At 60.0% G+C, this 16,069-nt stretch carries 18 protein-coding genes; 10 read left to right on the plus strand and 8 right to left on the minus strand.

Annotated features, from left to right (window positions below; all coding sequences use genetic code 11):
• Nucleotides 1-207 (minus strand): hypothetical protein (locus F8N49_RS28045; protein ID WP_218574859.1); only part of this gene is annotated, 207 nt, incomplete at its 3' end.
• Here F8N49_RS28045 and F8N49_RS16255 point away from each other — a divergent pair.
• Complete coding sequence (locus tag F8N49_RS16255; protein ID WP_151551910.1) at nucleotides 206-982, plus strand: ABC transporter substrate-binding protein; 777 nt, start codon at nucleotides 206-208, stop codon at nucleotides 980-982. The two genes, F8N49_RS28045 and F8N49_RS16255, sit on opposite strands and share 2 nt — an antisense overlap.
• A 123-nt stretch (nucleotides 983-1,105) precedes the next feature.
• On the opposite strand, the gene F8N49_RS16260 is transcribed toward F8N49_RS16255, so the two are convergent.
• The 5 genes from F8N49_RS16260 to F8N49_RS16280 all read right to left on the minus strand — a co-directional run bounded on the left by F8N49_RS16260 (nucleotide 1,106) and on the right by F8N49_RS16280 (nucleotide 6,377).
• The gene (locus tag F8N49_RS16260) at nucleotides 1,106-1,732 is read right to left on the minus strand and encodes a transcriptional regulator (RefSeq protein ID WP_151551911.1); all 627 of its coding nucleotides are present in this window, start codon (nucleotides 1,730-1,732) and stop codon (nucleotides 1,106-1,108) included.
• 84 nt (nucleotides 1,733-1,816) lie between these two features.
• Nucleotides 1,817-2,944 (minus strand): FAD-binding oxidoreductase, encoded by a 1,128-nt coding sequence (locus F8N49_RS16265; protein WP_151551912.1) that lies wholly within the window; start codon nucleotides 2,942-2,944, stop codon nucleotides 1,817-1,819.
• Between the two features lie 139 nt (nucleotides 2,945-3,083).
• Entirely contained in the window at nucleotides 3,084-4,028 is a 945-nt protein-coding gene (locus F8N49_RS16270; protein WP_122751914.1) for an ornithine cyclodeaminase family protein, read from the minus strand.
• Nucleotides 4,029-4,145: 117 nt separating this feature from the next.
• Complete coding sequence (rhlB, locus tag F8N49_RS16275; RefSeq protein ID WP_016771585.1) at nucleotides 4,146-5,624, minus strand: ATP-dependent RNA helicase RhlB; 1,479 nt, start codon at nucleotides 5,622-5,624, stop codon at nucleotides 4,146-4,148.
• A gap of 96 nt (nucleotides 5,625-5,720) precedes the next feature.
• Nucleotides 5,721-6,377 carry an alpha/beta hydrolase gene (locus tag F8N49_RS16280; protein WP_110600245.1) on the minus strand — a complete coding sequence of 219 codons (657 nt, stop codon included), beginning with the start codon at nucleotides 6,375-6,377 and terminating at the stop codon, nucleotides 5,721-5,723.
• A 468-nt stretch (nucleotides 6,378-6,845) separates the two neighbouring features.
• Here F8N49_RS16280 and F8N49_RS16285 point away from each other — a divergent pair, with 468 nt between their 5' ends.
• The 4 genes from F8N49_RS16285 to F8N49_RS16300 all read left to right on the plus strand — a co-directional run bounded on the left by F8N49_RS16285 (nucleotide 6,846) and on the right by F8N49_RS16300 (nucleotide 11,008).
• Nucleotides 6,846-7,877: an amino acid ABC transporter substrate-binding protein gene (locus F8N49_RS16285; protein ID WP_016771583.1), complete on the plus strand. Its 1,032-nt coding sequence runs from the start codon at nucleotides 6,846-6,848 to the stop codon at nucleotides 7,875-7,877.
• 66 nt (nucleotides 7,878-7,943) lie between these two features.
• Nucleotides 7,944-9,125: an amino acid ABC transporter permease gene (locus F8N49_RS16290; RefSeq protein ID WP_071174462.1), complete on the plus strand. Its 1,182-nt coding sequence runs from the start codon at nucleotides 7,944-7,946 to the stop codon at nucleotides 9,123-9,125.
• A 10-nt stretch (nucleotides 9,126-9,135) separates the two neighbouring features.
• Entirely contained in the window at nucleotides 9,136-10,230 is a 1,095-nt protein-coding gene (locus F8N49_RS16295) for an amino acid ABC transporter permease (RefSeq protein ID WP_016771582.1), read from the plus strand.
• 13 nt (nucleotides 10,231-10,243) lie between these two features.
• Nucleotides 10,244-11,008: an amino acid ABC transporter ATP-binding protein gene (locus tag F8N49_RS16300; protein ID WP_016771581.1), complete on the plus strand. Its 765-nt coding sequence runs from the start codon at nucleotides 10,244-10,246 to the stop codon at nucleotides 11,006-11,008.
• Between the two features lie 57 nt (nucleotides 11,009-11,065).
• Here F8N49_RS16300 and F8N49_RS16305 read toward each other — a convergent pair whose 3' ends face one another.
• Nucleotides 11,066-11,554, minus strand: coding sequence for a type II toxin-antitoxin system MqsA family antitoxin (locus tag F8N49_RS16305; protein WP_122508277.1), 489 nt, complete (start codon nucleotides 11,552-11,554; stop codon nucleotides 11,066-11,068).
• Nucleotides 11,551-11,862, minus strand: a complete 312-nt coding sequence (locus F8N49_RS16310) for a type II toxin-antitoxin system MqsR family toxin (RefSeq protein ID WP_071174464.1) — start codon at nucleotides 11,860-11,862, stop codon at nucleotides 11,551-11,553. Before F8N49_RS16310 ends, F8N49_RS16305 begins: the two co-directional genes overlap by 4 nt.
• Nucleotides 11,863-12,028: 166 nt before the next feature.
• On the opposite strand from F8N49_RS16310, the gene F8N49_RS16315 reads away from it, so the two are divergent.
• The 5 genes from F8N49_RS16315 (at nucleotide 12,029) to F8N49_RS16335 (ending at nucleotide 16,006) form a co-directional block, all read left to right on the plus strand.
• Nucleotides 12,029-12,688, plus strand: coding sequence for a FadR/GntR family transcriptional regulator (locus tag F8N49_RS16315; RefSeq protein WP_016771578.1), 660 nt, complete (start codon nucleotides 12,029-12,031; stop codon nucleotides 12,686-12,688).
• Nucleotides 12,678-13,982, plus strand: coding sequence for a CynX/NimT family MFS transporter (locus tag F8N49_RS16320; RefSeq protein ID WP_151551913.1), 1,305 nt, complete (start codon nucleotides 12,678-12,680; stop codon nucleotides 13,980-13,982). The genes F8N49_RS16315 and F8N49_RS16320 overlap by 11 nt, the downstream gene beginning before the upstream one ends.
• A gap of 190 nt (nucleotides 13,983-14,172) precedes the next feature.
• Entirely contained in the window at nucleotides 14,173-14,643 is a 471-nt protein-coding gene (locus tag F8N49_RS16325) for a nuclear transport factor 2 family protein (RefSeq protein WP_071174467.1), read from the plus strand.
• A gap of 40 nt (nucleotides 14,644-14,683) precedes the next feature.
• On the plus strand, nucleotides 14,684-14,986 hold the full coding sequence (locus F8N49_RS16330) for a GIY-YIG nuclease family protein (RefSeq protein ID WP_073473642.1): 303 nt from the start codon (nucleotides 14,684-14,686) through the stop codon (nucleotides 14,984-14,986).
• Between the two features lie 84 nt (nucleotides 14,987-15,070).
• A complete protein-coding gene (locus F8N49_RS16335) occupies nucleotides 15,071-16,006 on the plus strand; it encodes a glutathione S-transferase family protein (RefSeq protein ID WP_151551914.1) in 936 nt (311 codons plus the stop codon).
• Nucleotides 16,007-16,069: the final 63 nt, after the last annotated feature.

Below are 16,069 nucleotides of genomic sequence, written 5' to 3' on the forward strand. Positions count from 1 at the left end.
TGTGGGAGCTGGCTTGCCAGCGATGAGGCCATCTGCAACACCCAAAAACCTCGCAGGCACTCTCTTCTCCCTGATTGACGGCTTGTACCTATGAGTCCAGTATGGATTTCCAAGTACAAAAAAAGCTTCTGTCTTGCAGCTATCAGCTTGCCGCTTGTAGCTGCTCTTCTTCGCCAAACCAACAACAACCCGCGAGAGAACGAACATGAAGAAACTCCCCCTCATCACCGGCCTTGCCTTCAGCCTGCTGGCCTGTGCCAGCACCTTTGCCGCCGAGAAAACCTTGCGCATCGGCATCGAAGCGGCTTACCCACCGTTCGCTTCGAAAACCGACAAAGGTGAAATCGTCGGTTTCGACTACGAAATCGGCAATGCCCTGTGTGCGCAGATGAAGGTCAAATGCGTGTGGGTTGAAGGGGAGTTCGACGGGCTGATTCCTTCGCTGAAAGTGAAGAAGATCGACATGGCGCTGTCGTCGATGACCATCAACGAAGATCGCAAGAAGTCGGTGGATTTCAGCCACAAGTACTATTTCACTTCTTCGCGTCTGGTGATGAAGGAAGGCGCTACGGTCGATGATCAGTACGCCAGCCTCAAAGGCAAGAACATCGGCGTGCAGCGCGCGACCACCACCGATCGTTATGCCACCGAGGTGTTCGAACCCAAGGGCATCAACGTCAAGCGCTACAGCAACAACGAAGAAATCTACATGGACCTGGCGGCGGGGCGCCTTGATGCGATTTTTGCCGACACCATTCCGCTCAATGACTTCCTGTCGATGCCGCGCGGCAAGGGTTACGCGTTTGTCGGGCCGGAGCTGAAGGATCCGAAGTACGTCGGCGAGGGTGCGGGGATTGCGGTGCGCAAGGGCAACGGTGAACTGGTCAGCCAGTTGAACAGCGCCATCGACGGGATTCGCGCGAATGGCGAGTACCAGAAGATTTCCGAGAAGTATTTCAAGACCGATATCTACGGCGATTGACAGTCCGTTATCGCTGGCAAGCCAGCTCCCACAGGTTCAGCGGTCGCCATAAATTTTGTGTGTGACACAATTACTGTGGGAGCTGGCTTGCCAGCGATGTGGCCGGACGAGTCACCGCAGAATTCAGCCCTTCAATTCCTTCAAATGCTTGTACACCGTCGCCCGCCCCATGTTCAGCACATTGGCCACGTAGTTCGAAGCGCTCTTGCCCTTGAACGCGCCTTCGGCGTGCAGCGCCAGCACCAGTTCGCGTTTGTGGTCACGGGTCAGCAGATTCAGGCTCAACTGCCGCTCGCGCAACCAGGCGTGGAGGAAGGTGTTGATGCGCTCCTGCCAGTCATCACGGAACAGCGAGTCCGGCTGCGGAATCAGTTTGCTCGGTGACAGGAACAGGTCCAGCGCCGCCTTGGCGTTCTCGAACAGGGAAATATTCAGGTTGATGCACAGCACCGCCAGCGGACGGCTTTCGCTGTCGCGCAGCACGGTGCTCAGGCTGCGAATTTTCTGACCGTCCCAGTTGAGCTTTTCGTACGGGCCGATGTTCCTGTCGCTGACATCCTCGCTGAGCATGTCTTCCAGCGATGAATCGTCGCCGATCTCGCGCTTGGACAGGTTGTTGGCGATGTAGTCGACCTTCTGCGTGCGCAGGTCGTGCAGCACCACCTCGGAATGGGGAAAGAACAGCGTCGCGATGGCGTCGGCGATGGCGCGGAAGTTATCCAGCGCCGGGTCGAATTCGGGGGCAGTCATGACAGTGGAGCTCCAGGCAGCGTCAGCGCCCCTTGTGCCGGGGCGCTGCGAGTGTGCCGCAATCTTTTCGACGAGTCGATGCGATCAAGCCAGTCGGGCCGGGGAGAGCATGGCGCTGTCCAGACCGAATTGATGCAGGTGCTCAGGGAATGGCTCGCCGCGCACCAGCGCCGCACTGGCTTGGCCCATCGCCGGCGACGTCTGGATGCCGTAGCCACCCTGCGCGGCGACCCAGAACAGCCCCGGCACCTGCGGATCGAAGCCGCTGAGCAGATCACCGTCAGCAACGAAACTGCGCAGGCCTGCCCACGTGCGGGTCGGGCGGCGGATGGTCAGCGTGGTGGCCTCTTCGATCTGATAGATGCCCATGGCGATGTCGAGTTCTTCCGGCTGCACGTCGTGCGGTTCGACCGGATCGGCGTTGGCCGGCGAGCCGAGAAACATGCCGGCGTCGGGCTTCATGTAGAAGGATTCGTCGAGGCTGACCAGCATTGGCCAGTGATGAGTGTCCACGCCTTCCGGGCCGGCAAAGATAAATGCGGCGCGGCGCTTCGGTTGCAGCCCCAGCGGCTGCGCTCCGGCCAGGGCAGCGATCTTGTCGGCCCAGGCACCGGCGGCGTTGATGAGCACCGGTGCGCTGAATGTCTCGCCGTTGGTCTGCACGATCCACAGGCCATCGGCATCGCGGCTCAAGCCGAGCACCTCGCAATCGGTGCGGACTTCGCCGTGATTGCGCCGAATGCCGCGCAGGTAGCCTTGATGCAGCGCGTCGGTGTCGATGTCGCAGGCCGATGGGTCGTAGATCGCGCCGTGGACTTTGTCCCGGCGCAGGATCGGCAGGCGCGCGCAGGCTTCGTCGGCGCTGAGCAGTTGCATCTGCGGCACCGTGGCTTTGGCGCTGAGGTATTGGTTGTTCAGTTCGGCGGGATCACCGATGAAGTCGACGGTCATTTCGCCGCGTGGGGTCAGCAGCGGGTGCTCGCAGAAGCCGCTCGGAGGACTGTCGAAAAACGCGCGGCTGGCCTGAGTCAGTGCGCGGACCTGTGCGGTGCCGTAGGCGGCGGTGTACAGCGCGGCGGAGCGACCGGTGGAGTGATAGCCGGGATGGGTTTCACGCTCGAGTACGATCACTTTGCCGTGCGGCGCCAGCCAGAACCCGGTAGAAGCGCCGGCAATCCCGCCGCCGATGATGATGAAATCTGCGTGGTTCATGAAAACTCCCAGGTAACGAGAACCCCGTAGGAGCTGCCGAGTGAAACGAGGCTGCGATCTTTTGATCTTGATCTTGATCTTGAAAAAACAGGATCAAAAGATCGCAGCCTTCGGCAGCTCCTACAGGGGATGTGTGGTGTCAGTGGTGCAGGTGATAAACCGCATTGGCCAAGGCAATGTCTTCCAGGCCCAGACCGATCGAACGGAAAAACACATGCCGCTGGTAACCCGGGCGCTGCACTTTTTCGCTGAGCAAGTCGGCGAGGTCGCCGACAATCGAATCCTTGCTCCAGCCATGCTGTTCGGCGGCAATCAGCATCTCACCTGCCGAACCCGGCGTGGTCAGACGATAGTCGCAGAACACCTGCATGTCGTTGAGGCTTTGCGGCGGTACTTCATGGGCGCGCGGGGCGTTGGTGCTGATCGAGGTGATCAGCGCCGGTTTGTGCAGTTGCGCCGGATCGATCACCGGCCCGGCAGACGAGGTGCAGAGCATGATCACGTCAGCATTGGAGATGGCGGTCTCGCGGCTGTCGGCAATCTTCAGTGACGGCGCGATGGACTTCAACACAGTCTGTGTTTCCGCATCTTCCAGCAGCGATGGCGAATACAGGCTGATGCTCTGCCAGTCGCGCAGCGCCTTGGCGTAATGCAGATGCGCCTGAGCGACCTTGCCGCTGCCGATGATTGCCAGTCGCTGGGCGTCCAACGGGGCGAGGGCGTCGACCGCCACTGCCGTGGTCGCGGCGGTGCGCGCGGTGGTCAGTTCGCCGGCATCACAGAGCAGCAGCGGCTGGCCGGTTTTCATCGACATCAACAATGTCCATGCCGTCACCAGCGCACCCTGCTCACGGACGATGTACGGCGAAGTCTTCACTCCGTATACGCCGTCCTCAGCCAGCACGCCCAGATAATTGATGAAGTCGCCTGCGCCCTTGGGGAACTCGACCCATTGCTGCGCCGGCTGCACGGCGTTACCGGCCGCCAGATCGCGGAACAGCTTGCGCAGGATTTGCGGAACATCGATACGCGCCAATAGCTCATGGGCCTGGGCTTGATCGATCACATAAGGCGTACTGGACATTTCGCGCTCCGAAACTAAACTTATTTTTCCATTATGGACTTTTAGTTCTGGCGAGCAACCATCGGGCATAAAAAAAGCGCAGTCCGTTTCCGGCTGCGCTTTCTCATATAGCGGAGCTTACTGCGGACGCTTTCGCTCAACCGCACGCAGCAGATGCGTCGGCGGGGTTTCGCAGCTGATCTTGCGACCAAGTTTTTCTTCGATCGACGGCAACTGGTAGGAATCGTCCTCGCCGGCAAAGCTGATCGACACACCGTCAGCGCCGGCGCGACCGGTACGGCCAATGCGGTGCACGTAGTCGTCCGGCACTTCCGGCAGGGTGAAGTTGATCACGTGGCTGATGCCGTCGATGTGGATGCCGCGACCGGCGACATCGGTGGCGACCAGCACGCGAATCTTGCCTTCGCGGAAACCTTCCAGAGTCTTGATGCGCTTGTGCTGCGGTACGTCGCCGGACAGCTGCGCGGCGTTGATGCCGTCACGCACCAGGCGCTCTTCGATGCGGCGTACTTCGTCCTTGCGGTTGGCAAACACGATGACCCGCTCCCAACCGTTGTCGTTGACCAGGTTGTAGAGCAGTTTGTATTTGTCGGCAGCGGCCACGGCGTAGATGTGCTGCTCGACGTTCTCGTTGGCGACGTTGGTGATTTCGATTTCGACGATGGCCGGGTCGGTGGTCCATTGCTTGGCCAGATTCATCACGTCTTCGGTGAAGGTTGCGGAGAACAGCAAAGTCTGGCGTTCGGACTTTGGCGGGGTCTGGCGAATGATCTGCCGTACCTGTGGGATGAATCCCATGTCGAGCATGCGGTCGGCTTCGTCCAGCACCATCACTTCAACCATGTCCAGATGCACGTCGCCGCGCTGGTTGAAGTCGAGCAAGCGGCCCGGCGTGGCGACGAGGATGTCGCAATGACGTGCTTCGAGGTGCTTGAGCTGTTTGTCGAAGTCCATGCCGCCGACGAAGGTCATGACGTTGAGGCCGGTGTACTTGGTCAGGTCAGCGGCGTCCTTGGCGATCTGCACCACCAGCTCACGGGTCGGCGCGATGATCAGCGCGCGCGGCTCGCCCATGTAGCGCTCTTTCGGCGGCGGCGTCTGCAGCAACTGAGTGATGATCGAGATCAGGAATGCGGCGGTCTTGCCGGTGCCGGTCTGCGCGCGGCCAATGGCGTCTTTGCCGGCGAGGGTGAAACCCAGCACCTGCGCCTGGATCGGCGTGCAGTACGGAAAGCCCAGATCCTGGATGGCGTGCATCAGTTCCGGAGCAAGCTTGAAATCGTGAAAGCGGGTTTTGCCTTCCTGCGGCTCGACGACGAAGTCTTCGAGTTTCCATGGAATGACCGGTGCCTTGGGCTTCGGTTCGCGACGTGGCCTGGCCGGTTTCGGCGCTTCGCTGGGTGCAGGCTCTACGGCAATTGGCGCTGGCGCAGCGGGTATTTCTTCTGGCTTCGGTGCGGCTGCGGGAGCGGGGCGGTCGGCCTGCGGGGCATCGGTGCGATGACCGGGGGCGTGCGACGGCGCACTGGGAACTGGCGCGAGCTGCTCAGCCTCGCTTTTACCGAACATCTTCTTGAGTGCTTTGAGCACGGTCATCTCATCAGTTGGTTAAGGAATGTACGCCGGCCAGTGTAATGCAAGAATCGGGCGCGGCGTAGTAGGAGGGATCAATGGGCGGACATTGCTCGCAAATCAGCGCAGGCGTTCGCTCAGCCAGACGCCGACGTCGCGGATCTCTTCAGGTAACACTTCGTGCTCCATTGGGTATTCCTGCCATGTCACGGTGACACCATGCTTCACCAAATGCTCATAGGCAGTGCGCCCCATCGAGTTCTGCACCACGCCATCGAACTGCCCGTGCAGACACAGCACCGGAATACGCTGCTGACTGGCGGATAACTCCAGTTCGTCGCTGAATGTCGGTGCGTACGTCGACAACGCCAGCACCCCGCCCAGCGGTCCCTGCCATTTGAGGAATGCGGTATGCAATACCACCGCGCCGCCCTGGGAAAATCCTGCGAGGAAAATCCGCGAGGCGTCTATTCCGCTGGCGCGCTCGTTTTCGATCAGCTCGATGATGCGCTCTGCCGACGCCTCCAGTTGGTCGCGATCGATCGCCCGGGCCGGGCTCATGGCCTTGATGTCGTACCAGCTGGGCATGGCATATCCGCCATTTATCGTCACTGGACGGGTCGGGGCCTGCGGCAGCACAAAGCGCGTGCTCAACAGACTTTCCTGCAATGCCTCGGCTACCGGCAGGAAGTCGTAACGGTCGGCGCCGAGGCCGTGCAGCCAGATCACGCAGGCATCCGCGGGCTTAACAGGCTGAAGAATCAAGGGCTCGGTCATGTCTGCTCCAAAAATGTGCGGGCGCTCTCATTGAGTGCGTGATTGAAGGGCGCGCCCGGTTGATCCGTTAACAAGATGTCGCAAGGTTACAAGTTTAGCTATTGACGTGTCGCGCAATCACTTTCGCAAGCGGTGTGGTACGGCGTTTGCTATGGAGCTTTGCGTACGAAGCATCCGTTGCGCGGCGGTAACACTATCAGTGTCAGTCGCGCGATGGGATAGCAACGAATCCGGTGATGGATGTTCGCCAATGGCCGCTACGGGCTTAGCGAACGTGAAAGGGCTACAGCCCGTTCGGCCGATTGGTGAGAAGTGAGTGATCCATGATGTGGATTTTCTCCTACTAGACTCATAGCGAAGGTCTTACGTCGGTTGACCCCAAAAAAAGCCAACACGGGTCAACAACGCCTCAAAAGGGTGCGACAGGACTCAAGCTCCGACACAACAAGAGCAAAACTGGAGGTTTGAATGAAGATGTTGAAATCCACTCTGGCGGTCGTGACTGCTGCAGCAGTACTCGGCGTCAGCGGGTTCGCTCAGGCGGGTGCAACCCTGGATGCGGTACAGAAAAAAGGTTTCGTGCAGTGTGGCGTGAGCGACGGTCTGCCGGGCTTCTCGGTACCGGATGCGACCGGCAAGATCCTCGGCATCGATGCCGACGTCTGCCGCGCTGTGGCGGCAGCCGTTTTCGGCGACGCCAACAAGGTCAAGTTCAGCCAGTTGAACGCCAAGGAGCGCTTCACCGCGCTGCAGTCCGGCGAGATCGACATCCTGTCGCGCAACACCACCATGACCAGTTCCCGTGACGCGGGCATGGGCCTGAAATTCCCGGGCTTCATCACCTACTACGACGGCATCGGCTTCCTGGTGAACAACAAGCTGGGCGTGAAAAGTGCCAAAGAGCTCGACGGCGCGACCATCTGCATCCAGGCCGGTACCACCACCGAACTGAACGTTTCCGACTACTTCCGTGGCAACGGTCTGAAATACACCCCGATCACCTTCGACACCTCCGATGAAAGCGCCAAGTCGCTGGAATCCGGTCGTTGCGACGTGCTGACCTCCGACAAGTCCCAGCTGTTCGCCCAGCGCAGCAAGCTGGCCTCGCCGAAGGACTACGTGGTGCTGCCGGAAACCATTTCCAAAGAACCATTGGGCCCGGTCGTACGTAACGGCGACGACGAGTGGCTGGCGATCGTGCGTTGGGTCGGCTACGCGCTGCTCAATGCCGAAGAAGCCGGCATCACTTCGAAGAACGTCGAAGCTGAAGCCAAGTCCACCAAGAACCCGGACGTGGCCCGTATGCTCGGCGCTGACGGCGAGTACGGCAAAGACCTGAAACTGCCGAAAGACTGGGTTGTGCAGATCGTCAAGCAAGTCGGCAACTACGGCGAAATCTTCGAGAAAAACCTCGGCAAGAGCACTCCGCTGGAAATCGACCGTGGCCTGAACGCCCTGTGGAACAACGGCGGCATTCAGTACGCACCACCAGTGCGCTAATGGTTCTATCGCCCGGCGGGCCAACCGCCGGGTGATGTTCTTGTTCCATTTCTTCCGGGGCACTTCATGCAAAATTCAATCGGCGCACCAAAGCAGAGGCTCAGCCTCAGCGATCCACGAGTGCGTGCGTGGCTATTCCAGATCATCACCGTTGTGGCGGTGGTCTCGCTTGGCTGGTACCTGTTCGACAATACGCAAACCAACCTTCAGCACCGGGGCATCACCTCCGGTTTCAGCTTTCTGGAGCGCAGTGCCGGATTCGGCATCGCTCAAACCCTGATCGACTACACCGAAGCGGACAGTTACGCGCGGGTGTTTGTCATCGGCCTGCTCAACACTTTGTTGGTGACCTTTATCGGCGTGATCCTGGCGACGATTCTCGGTTTCATCGTCGGCGTGGCGCGGCTGTCGCAGAACTGGATCATCGCCAAACTGGCGACGGTGTATGTGGAAGTATTCCGCAACATTCCGCCGCTGCTGCAGATCCTGTTCTGGTACTTCGCGGTGTTCCTGACCATGCCGGGGCCGCGCAACAGCCACAACTTCGGCGACACCTTCTTCGTCAGCAGCCGTGGCCTGAACATGCCGGCCGCACTCGCTGCCGACGGTTTCTGGGCGTTCGTGATCAGCATCGTCCTGGCCATTGTCGGCATCGTGCTGATGTGCCGCTGGGCCAACAAGCGCTTCGAAGAAACCGGCGTACCGTTCCACAAGTTCTGGACCGGCCTGGCAATTGCGCTGGTGATCCCGACCCTGTGCGCGCTGATCTTCGGCGCTCCGCTGCACTGGGAAATGCCCGAGCTCAAGGGCTTCAACTTCGTCGGCGGCTGGGTGTTGATCCCGGAACTGCTGGCGTTGACCCTGGCGCTCACCGTGTACACCGCAGCGTTCATCGCCGAAATCGTGCGTTCCGGGATCAAGTCGGTCAGCCACGGCCAGACCGAAGCGGCGCGTTCGCTTGGCCTGCGCAACGGCCCGACCCTGCGCAAAGTGATCATCCCGCAAGCCCTGCGCGTGATCATTCCGCCGCTGACCAGCCAATACCTGAACCTTGCGAAGAACTCCTCGCTGGCCGCCGGTATCGGTTACCCGGAAATGGTTTCGCTGTTCGCCGGCACCGTGCTCAACCAGACCGGGCAGGCTATCGAAGTGATTGCCATCACCATGAGCGTGTACCTGGCGATCAGTATCAGCATTTCCCTGCTGATGAACTGGTACAACAAGCGCATTGCGCTGATCGAGCGGTAAGGAAAAGCGCATGAGTACTCATACTTTCAAACCCGACATGCCTCCACCGAACAGCAGCATCGGCGTGGTGGCGTGGATGCGCGCGAACATGTTCTCCAGCTGGCTCAACACCCTGCTGACGCTGTTTGCGTTCTACCTGATCTACCTGGTCGTGCCACCGATCCTCAGCTGGGCGATCGTCGATGCCAACTGGGTCGGCACCACCCGCGCCGACTGCACCAAGGAAGGCGCCTGCTGGGTGTTCATTCAGCAGCGCTTCGGCCAGTTCATGTACGGCTACTACCCGACCGAACTGCGCTGGCGCGTCGACCTGACCGTGTGGCTGGCGGTCATTGGCGCAGCACCGCTGTTCATCTCGCGCGTGCCGCGTAAAGCGGTGTACGGCCTGAGCTTCCTGGTGCTGTACCCGATCATTGCCTTCACTTTGCTGCATGGCGGTTTCGGAATGACCACCGTGCCGACCAGCCAGTGGGGCGGCCTGATGCTGACCCTGGTGATCGCCACCGTCGGCATCGCCGGAGCATTGCCGCTGGGCATCGTACTGGCGCTGGGGCGACGTTCGAACATGCCGGCGATTCGTGTGGTCTGCGTGACCTTCATCGAGTTCTGGCGCGGCGTGCCGTTGATCACGGTGTTGTTCATGTCCTCGGTGATGCTGCCGCTGTTCCTGCCCGAAGGCATGAACTTCGACAAGCTGCTGCGGGCGCTGATCGGCGTGATCCTGTTCCAGTCGGCGTACGTCGCCGAAGTGGTGCGCGGTGGTCTGCAAGCGATTCCCAAAGGGCAGTACGAAGCGGCTGCAGCGATGGGCCTCGGTTACTGGCGTTCGATGGGCCTGGTGATTCTGCCGCAAGCGCTGAAGCTGGTGATCCCGGGCATCGTCAACACGTTCATTGCGCTGTTCAAGGACACCAGCCTGGTGATCATCATCGGCCTCTTTGACCTGCTCAACAGCGTCAAGCAAGCCGCTGCCGACCCGAAATGGCTGGGCATGGCCACCGAAGGCTACGTGTTCGCCGCCCTGGTGTTCTGGATTTTCTGTTTTGGTATGTCGCGCTATTCCATGCATCTGGAACGCAAGCTCGACACTGGCCACAAGCGTTAGGAGTTCTCTGTAAATGAGCGAAGCAATCAAAAAGCCTGTGGGTCCGGAAGGCATCATCCAGATGCAGGGCGTGAACAAGTGGTACGGCCAGTTTCACGTACTCAAGGACATCAACCTCAACGTCAAACAGGGCGAGCGCATCGTCCTGTGCGGCCCGTCGGGTTCCGGTAAATCGACCACGATCCGTTGCCTCAATCGTCTGGAAGAACACCAGCAGGGGCGCATCGTCGTCGATGGCGTGGAACTGACCAATGACCTCAAGCAGATCGAAGCGATCCGTCGCGAAGTCGGCATGGTGTTCCAGCACTTCAACCTGTTCCCGCACCTGACCATTCTGCAGAACTGCACCCTGGCGCCGATGTGGGTGCGCAAGATGCCCAAGCGCAAGGCCGAGGAAATCGCCATGCATTATCTGGAACGCGTACGCATTCCGGAGCAGGCGCACAAGTATCCGGGGCAGCTTTCCGGCGGTCAGCAACAGCGTGTGGCGATCGCCCGCGCCTTATGCATGAAGCCGAAAATCATGCTGTTCGACGAACCGACTTCAGCGCTTGATCCGGAAATGGTGAAAGAGGTTCTGGACACCATGATCGGTCTGGCCGAAGACGGTATGACCATGCTCTGCGTGACCCACGAAATGGGCTTTGCCCGCACCGTGGCCAACCGCGTGATCTTCATGGACAAGGGCGAAATCGTTGAACAGGCCGCGCCGAACGATTTCTTCGACAATCCGCAGAATGATCGGACGAAGTTGTTCTTGAGTCAGATTTTGCATTGAGGCCCGTCAGGCACTGAAACAAACCCGGACTCAGTTCCGGGTTTGTTTTATCTGGGCTCATCTGGCCAGAACAGGTTCCCGCTCCGGGTAACGAGTTTCAAGAAGCTGTTTGAGACCGTCGTCTGTGTGAAGTGCCTGAATTTCCTCTAGCAGTTCGGGATGACGATCCAGAAGCCGCATCAGTGTGAACAACGGCTGCGGCGGAGCCAGTTCGCCGCGTTCATATCGTGAAAACGCATTATGCCCACCTCCTGACAGCCACTTCACCGCACTTCTTTGAGTGAGATGGAGCTTTCGGCGAATACGCTTCATTTCGGTACCGATCAGCCCAAGTACGTCTTCGAGTAATTGATCGCCGGCGTCTACGTAGCGCTCGGCACTGTCGGTACCACTGTCAAAAATGATTTCGCCACAGACCCTGCACTCCCAGCCGGCAAGAAGGTGTACGGGCCGCGAAAACTGTTTGTAATTGACGTCGAGACTGCGATCTTGAAAGTGGTGCATTGCGTGTTCGGTGCCGCAGCTCAGGCATTGCCTCTTGCTCATGTGTTTTTCTCCTTGAAGGAGATCACCGGAGACCCACCGCTGGTGCAGTAGGTCACTTTGATGTAGATCTCCCGATTTCGAAACGATACGTGATAGACGTCGTGCCAGTTCCGATGGTTGGAATAAGAGGTCATGGATTTGTAGAGCATCCGCCGCTCAAGCGTTGCCACAACCTGCATCATCACTTTCCAGGACATGCCCATGTCCCGGCCTGTCTCAAGTGCATAACGTGTAAAGGCTTCTTTGCCTCGTCTGATTACTTCGGCCTTCACGACTGCCAAGTCGTAATGGGGCGTGTTCTTTTCCATAAGAAGCCAAAACCCTGCCCCTGAAATTACCCTTAAAGGGTAATTTTGACCAATCGAAAATGCCGCTTCATGTGTCTCCGATTGACCCTAGGTGGTTGCCGTCCTACATGGGTCTGACTAACATGTCGGAAAATTCATCCTATGATTGGATGAAAGGGTGAGGCACATGTCAGACATTTCCCCTTTGATCAAGCGATCCCTGGTCGATCAGGCTTTGGATCAACTGCGTCAACGCATCAACAGCGGTGCGTGGCAGGTCGGCGAGCGTCTGCCGACCGAGCCTGAGCTGTGCGCCGAGCTGGGCATCAGCCGCAATACCGTGCGTGAGGCGATGCGTGTTCTGGCGTTCTCGGGGTTGATCGAGATTCGTCAGGGCGACGGCAGTTATCTTCGTGCGCTGGTCGACCCGCTCGACACACTTAAAGCGCTATCGCGTTGTTCGCTGGAGCAGGCCCGGGAGACCCGGCACATCCTTGAAGTCGAGGCCATCGGCCTGGCGGCGTTGCGTCGTACCGATGAGGATCTGGCGGCGCTGCGTGAAGCGCTCGGCACCAGCGGCAGCCATTACCACGGCGATCTCGACACCTATATCGCCTGCGATCTGGTGTTCCATCGCCGACTGGTCGACGCCGCCCACAACCCGACCCTCAGCGAGTTGTATCGCTATTTTTCCAGCATCGTCGGCGCGCAATTGCGTCAGACCTTGAATATCTCCCCGCGCCGTCAGGAAGTGTTCGATTTGCACATCGACTTGCTCGATGCGGTCGAGCAACGCGACCCGGAACGAGCGAAAGCCTTGTCGAGGCAGTTGATCAATGAACCTTGAAACCGAGAAAACCATGTCCCGCAGTGAGTTATCCACAGCGTCGAAGCGCTCCGCCGAACTTGAAGAGCTGCTGATCGATGCCGAGGCTGATGACGAGCAGGTCCAGCAAAGCCACCCATTGGTAAAACGCCCGTGGCTGTTGCTGCTCGGGTTGATTCTGGTGGCGCTGAACCTGCGCCCGGCGTTGTCGAGCATGGCGCCGTTGCTCAGCGAGGTCTCCAGAAGCCTCGGGCTGACTGCGGCGCAGGCGGGATTGCTGACCACGTTGCCGGTGCTGTGCCTGGGATTGTTCGCACCGCTGGCGCCGATTCTGGCGCGGCGTTTCGGTGCTGAGCGGGTGGTGCTGGGGATTCTGCTGACACTGGCCGGCGGCATCATCCTGCGCAGCAATTTCGGCGAGATCGGCCTGTTCGCCGGCAGCGTCCTTGGCGGCGCCAGCATCGGCATCGTCGGCGTGCTGCTGCCAGGCATCGTCAAACGCGACTTCGCCAAACACGCCGGGACCATGACCGGCGTCTACACCATGGCCCTGTGCCTGGGCGCTGCGATGGCGGCGGGTTCGACCGTGCCGCTGAGTGAGCACTTCGGCAACAGCTGGGCGATGGGCCTGGGCTTCTGGGTGATTCCGGCATTGGTGGCGGCGGTTTTCTGGCTGCCACAAGTCGGCTCCAAACATGGCGCACACAACGTCGCCTATCGCGTGCGCGGGTTGCTGCGTGATCCGCTGGCCTGGCAGGTGACCTTGTACATGGGCCTGCAATCGTCGCTGGCCTACATCGTGTTTGGCTGGTTGCCGTCGATCCTCATCGGGCGCGGGCTTACACCGACTCAGGCCGGGTTGGTGCTGTCCGGTTCGGTGATCATTCAGCTGGCCAGTTCGCTGGCCGCGCCGTGGCTGGCGACCCGGGGCAAGGATCAGCGCCTGGCGATCGTCGTGGTCATGGCGCTGACCCTGGCCGGCCTGTTCGGCTGCCTGTACGCACCGATCGAAGGTCTGTGGGGCTGGGCGATTCTGCTCGGCCTGGGGCAGGGCGGTACGTTCAGTCTGGCCCTGACCCTGATCGTCCTGCGCTCGCGCGATTCCCATGTCGCGGCGAATCTGTCGAGCATGTCGCAGGGTTTTGGCTACACCCTGGCGTCCATGGGGCCGTTTGCCGTGGGCGTGGTGCATGACTGGACCGGCGGCTGGAATGCGCTGGGCTGGATTTTCGGCATTATCGGCACCGGTGCAATCCTCGCCGGGCTGGGTGCCGGCCGGGCGCTGTATGTGCAGGTGCAAAGCGAAAAGATCTGAATGCACTGACTGCAAATGTGGGAGCGAGCCTGCTCGCGAAAGCGGTGTTTCAGTCAACATGGATGTTGAATGTTGAATTGCCTTCGCGAGCAGGCTCGCTCCCACAAGGATTTTGCGTATTGCCGATAGTGTTTCTGCGCGCGGCAGATTATGGTGCTGGCAATCTGTACCTATTTCTTTGGAGATTGCCTTGAGCGAAGCCCATAGCGCCCTGATCACCCGCTTCTACCAGGCCTTCCAGCGTCTCGACGCCGAGGCCATGGCCGCCTGCTACACCGATGACGTGGTCTTCAGCGATCCGGCCTTTGGTGAACTGCGCGGGCGCGATGCCGGCGACATGTGGCGCATGCTGACTACCCGCGCCAAGGATTTCTCCCTGACCTTCGACAACGTCCGCGCCGACGAACGCAGCGGCGGAGCACACTGGGTCGCGACCTACCTGTTCAGCCAGACCGGCAACATCGTCATCAACGATATCCAGGCGCGATTCGTGTTCCGGGACGGCAAGATCTGTGAGCACCACGACCACTTCGATCTGTGGCGCTGGTCGCGCCAGGCGCTCGGTTTCAAAGGCCTGCTGCTGGGCTGGACGCCGCTGGTGCGCAACGCCGTCCGCGCCCAGGCGCGCAAGGGACTGAAGGCATTTCAGGCCGGGCGCTGATAAGATCGCCGCCTGTTTTCCTACACGTTCAGATCCCGAAGTGACCAGTCTTAGCGAACAATCCGTCGATGCTGCCGAGCCAGTGAGCAAATCCTGGTTCGTCTACCTCGTGCGTGCCGCCAATGGCTCGTTGTACTGCGGAATCAGCGACGACCCGGTGCGGCGTTTTGCCAAGCACCAGAGCGGCAAGGGCGCGCGGTTCTTTCTCTCCAGCCCGGCGATGGCGCTGGTCTACACCGAACTGTGCCGCGACAAAAGCGATGCTTTGCGCCAGGAGCGGCTGATCAAGAAGCTGCGCAAGAGCGCCAAGGAATGCCTCGTCGCGTCTTATCAATCTGACTGATTGGTTCCCATCAGGCAGATCTGTAGGCTGCTAATCAAATGCACGCTAAGCTGCGGGCTCACTATCTGAGCGGCGGAGCCGAGCATGTCCGAGTTGATTCTGCACCATTACCCGACCTCTCCATTCGCCGAGAAGGCTCGCCTGCTGCTGGGTTTCAAAGGCTTGTCCTGGCGTTCGGTGCATATTTCCCCGGTGATGCCAAAGCCGGATCTGACGGCGTTGACCGGTGGCTACCGCAAGACTCCAGTGTTGCAGATCGGTGCTGACATCTATTGCGACACCGCACTGATCGCTCGACGCCTGGAACAGGAAAAAGCCCTGCCGGCGTTCTTCCCCGAAGGTCAGGAGATGACCAGCGCCAGTTTTGCGGCGTGGGCCGATTCGGTGGTGTTCCAGCACGCCGTGAGCCTGGTGTTCCAGCCAGAATCGGTAGCCGTGCGTTTCGGCAAATTGCCGCCGGAAGCGATCAAGGCATTCCTGGCCGACCGCGCCGGTTTGTTCAGCGGTGGCAGCGCCACGCGTCTGTCCGCCGAGCAGGCCAAACATCAGTGGCCGACGATCATGGCGCGTCTGGAGCAGCAGTTGCAGCGCGAGCAGGGCGACTTCCTCTTCGGCGAGCCATCGATTGCCGACTTCGCCCTGGCGCATCCGCTGTGGTTCCTCAAGGCGACGCACGTGACGGCGCCGCTGGTGGATGAATATCCGGCGGTCGCGGCGTGGCTGGGTCGAGTGCTGGGGTTCGGCCATGGCGCGGCGAGCGAGATGTCTTCCGCCGAGGCACTGGAGGTCGCGCATAACACGACGCCAGCGGCATTGCCGGATGAGCGGTTCGTTGATCCGAACGGCTTCAAGGCGGGCCAGCAAGTGGCAATTGCCGCTATCGATTACGGCGTTGATCCGGTGGTGGGCGAGTTGTTGTTTGCCGGCAGCGAGGAGTTGATCATTCGCCGTGAAGACGAACGTGGCGGCGTGGTGCATGTGCACTTTCCGCGTTTTGGGTTCCGTATCGAAGCGCGCTAAAAGCAAAAGATCGCAGCCTTCGGCAGCTCCTACACCGATCTCATGTAGGAGCTGCCGAAGGCT

Origin of the sequence: Pseudomonas sp. GXM4 (assembly GCF_008923895.1) — a bacterium.
Lineage (GTDB): Bacteria > Pseudomonadota > Gammaproteobacteria > Pseudomonadales > Pseudomonadaceae > Aquipseudomonas > Aquipseudomonas atacamensis.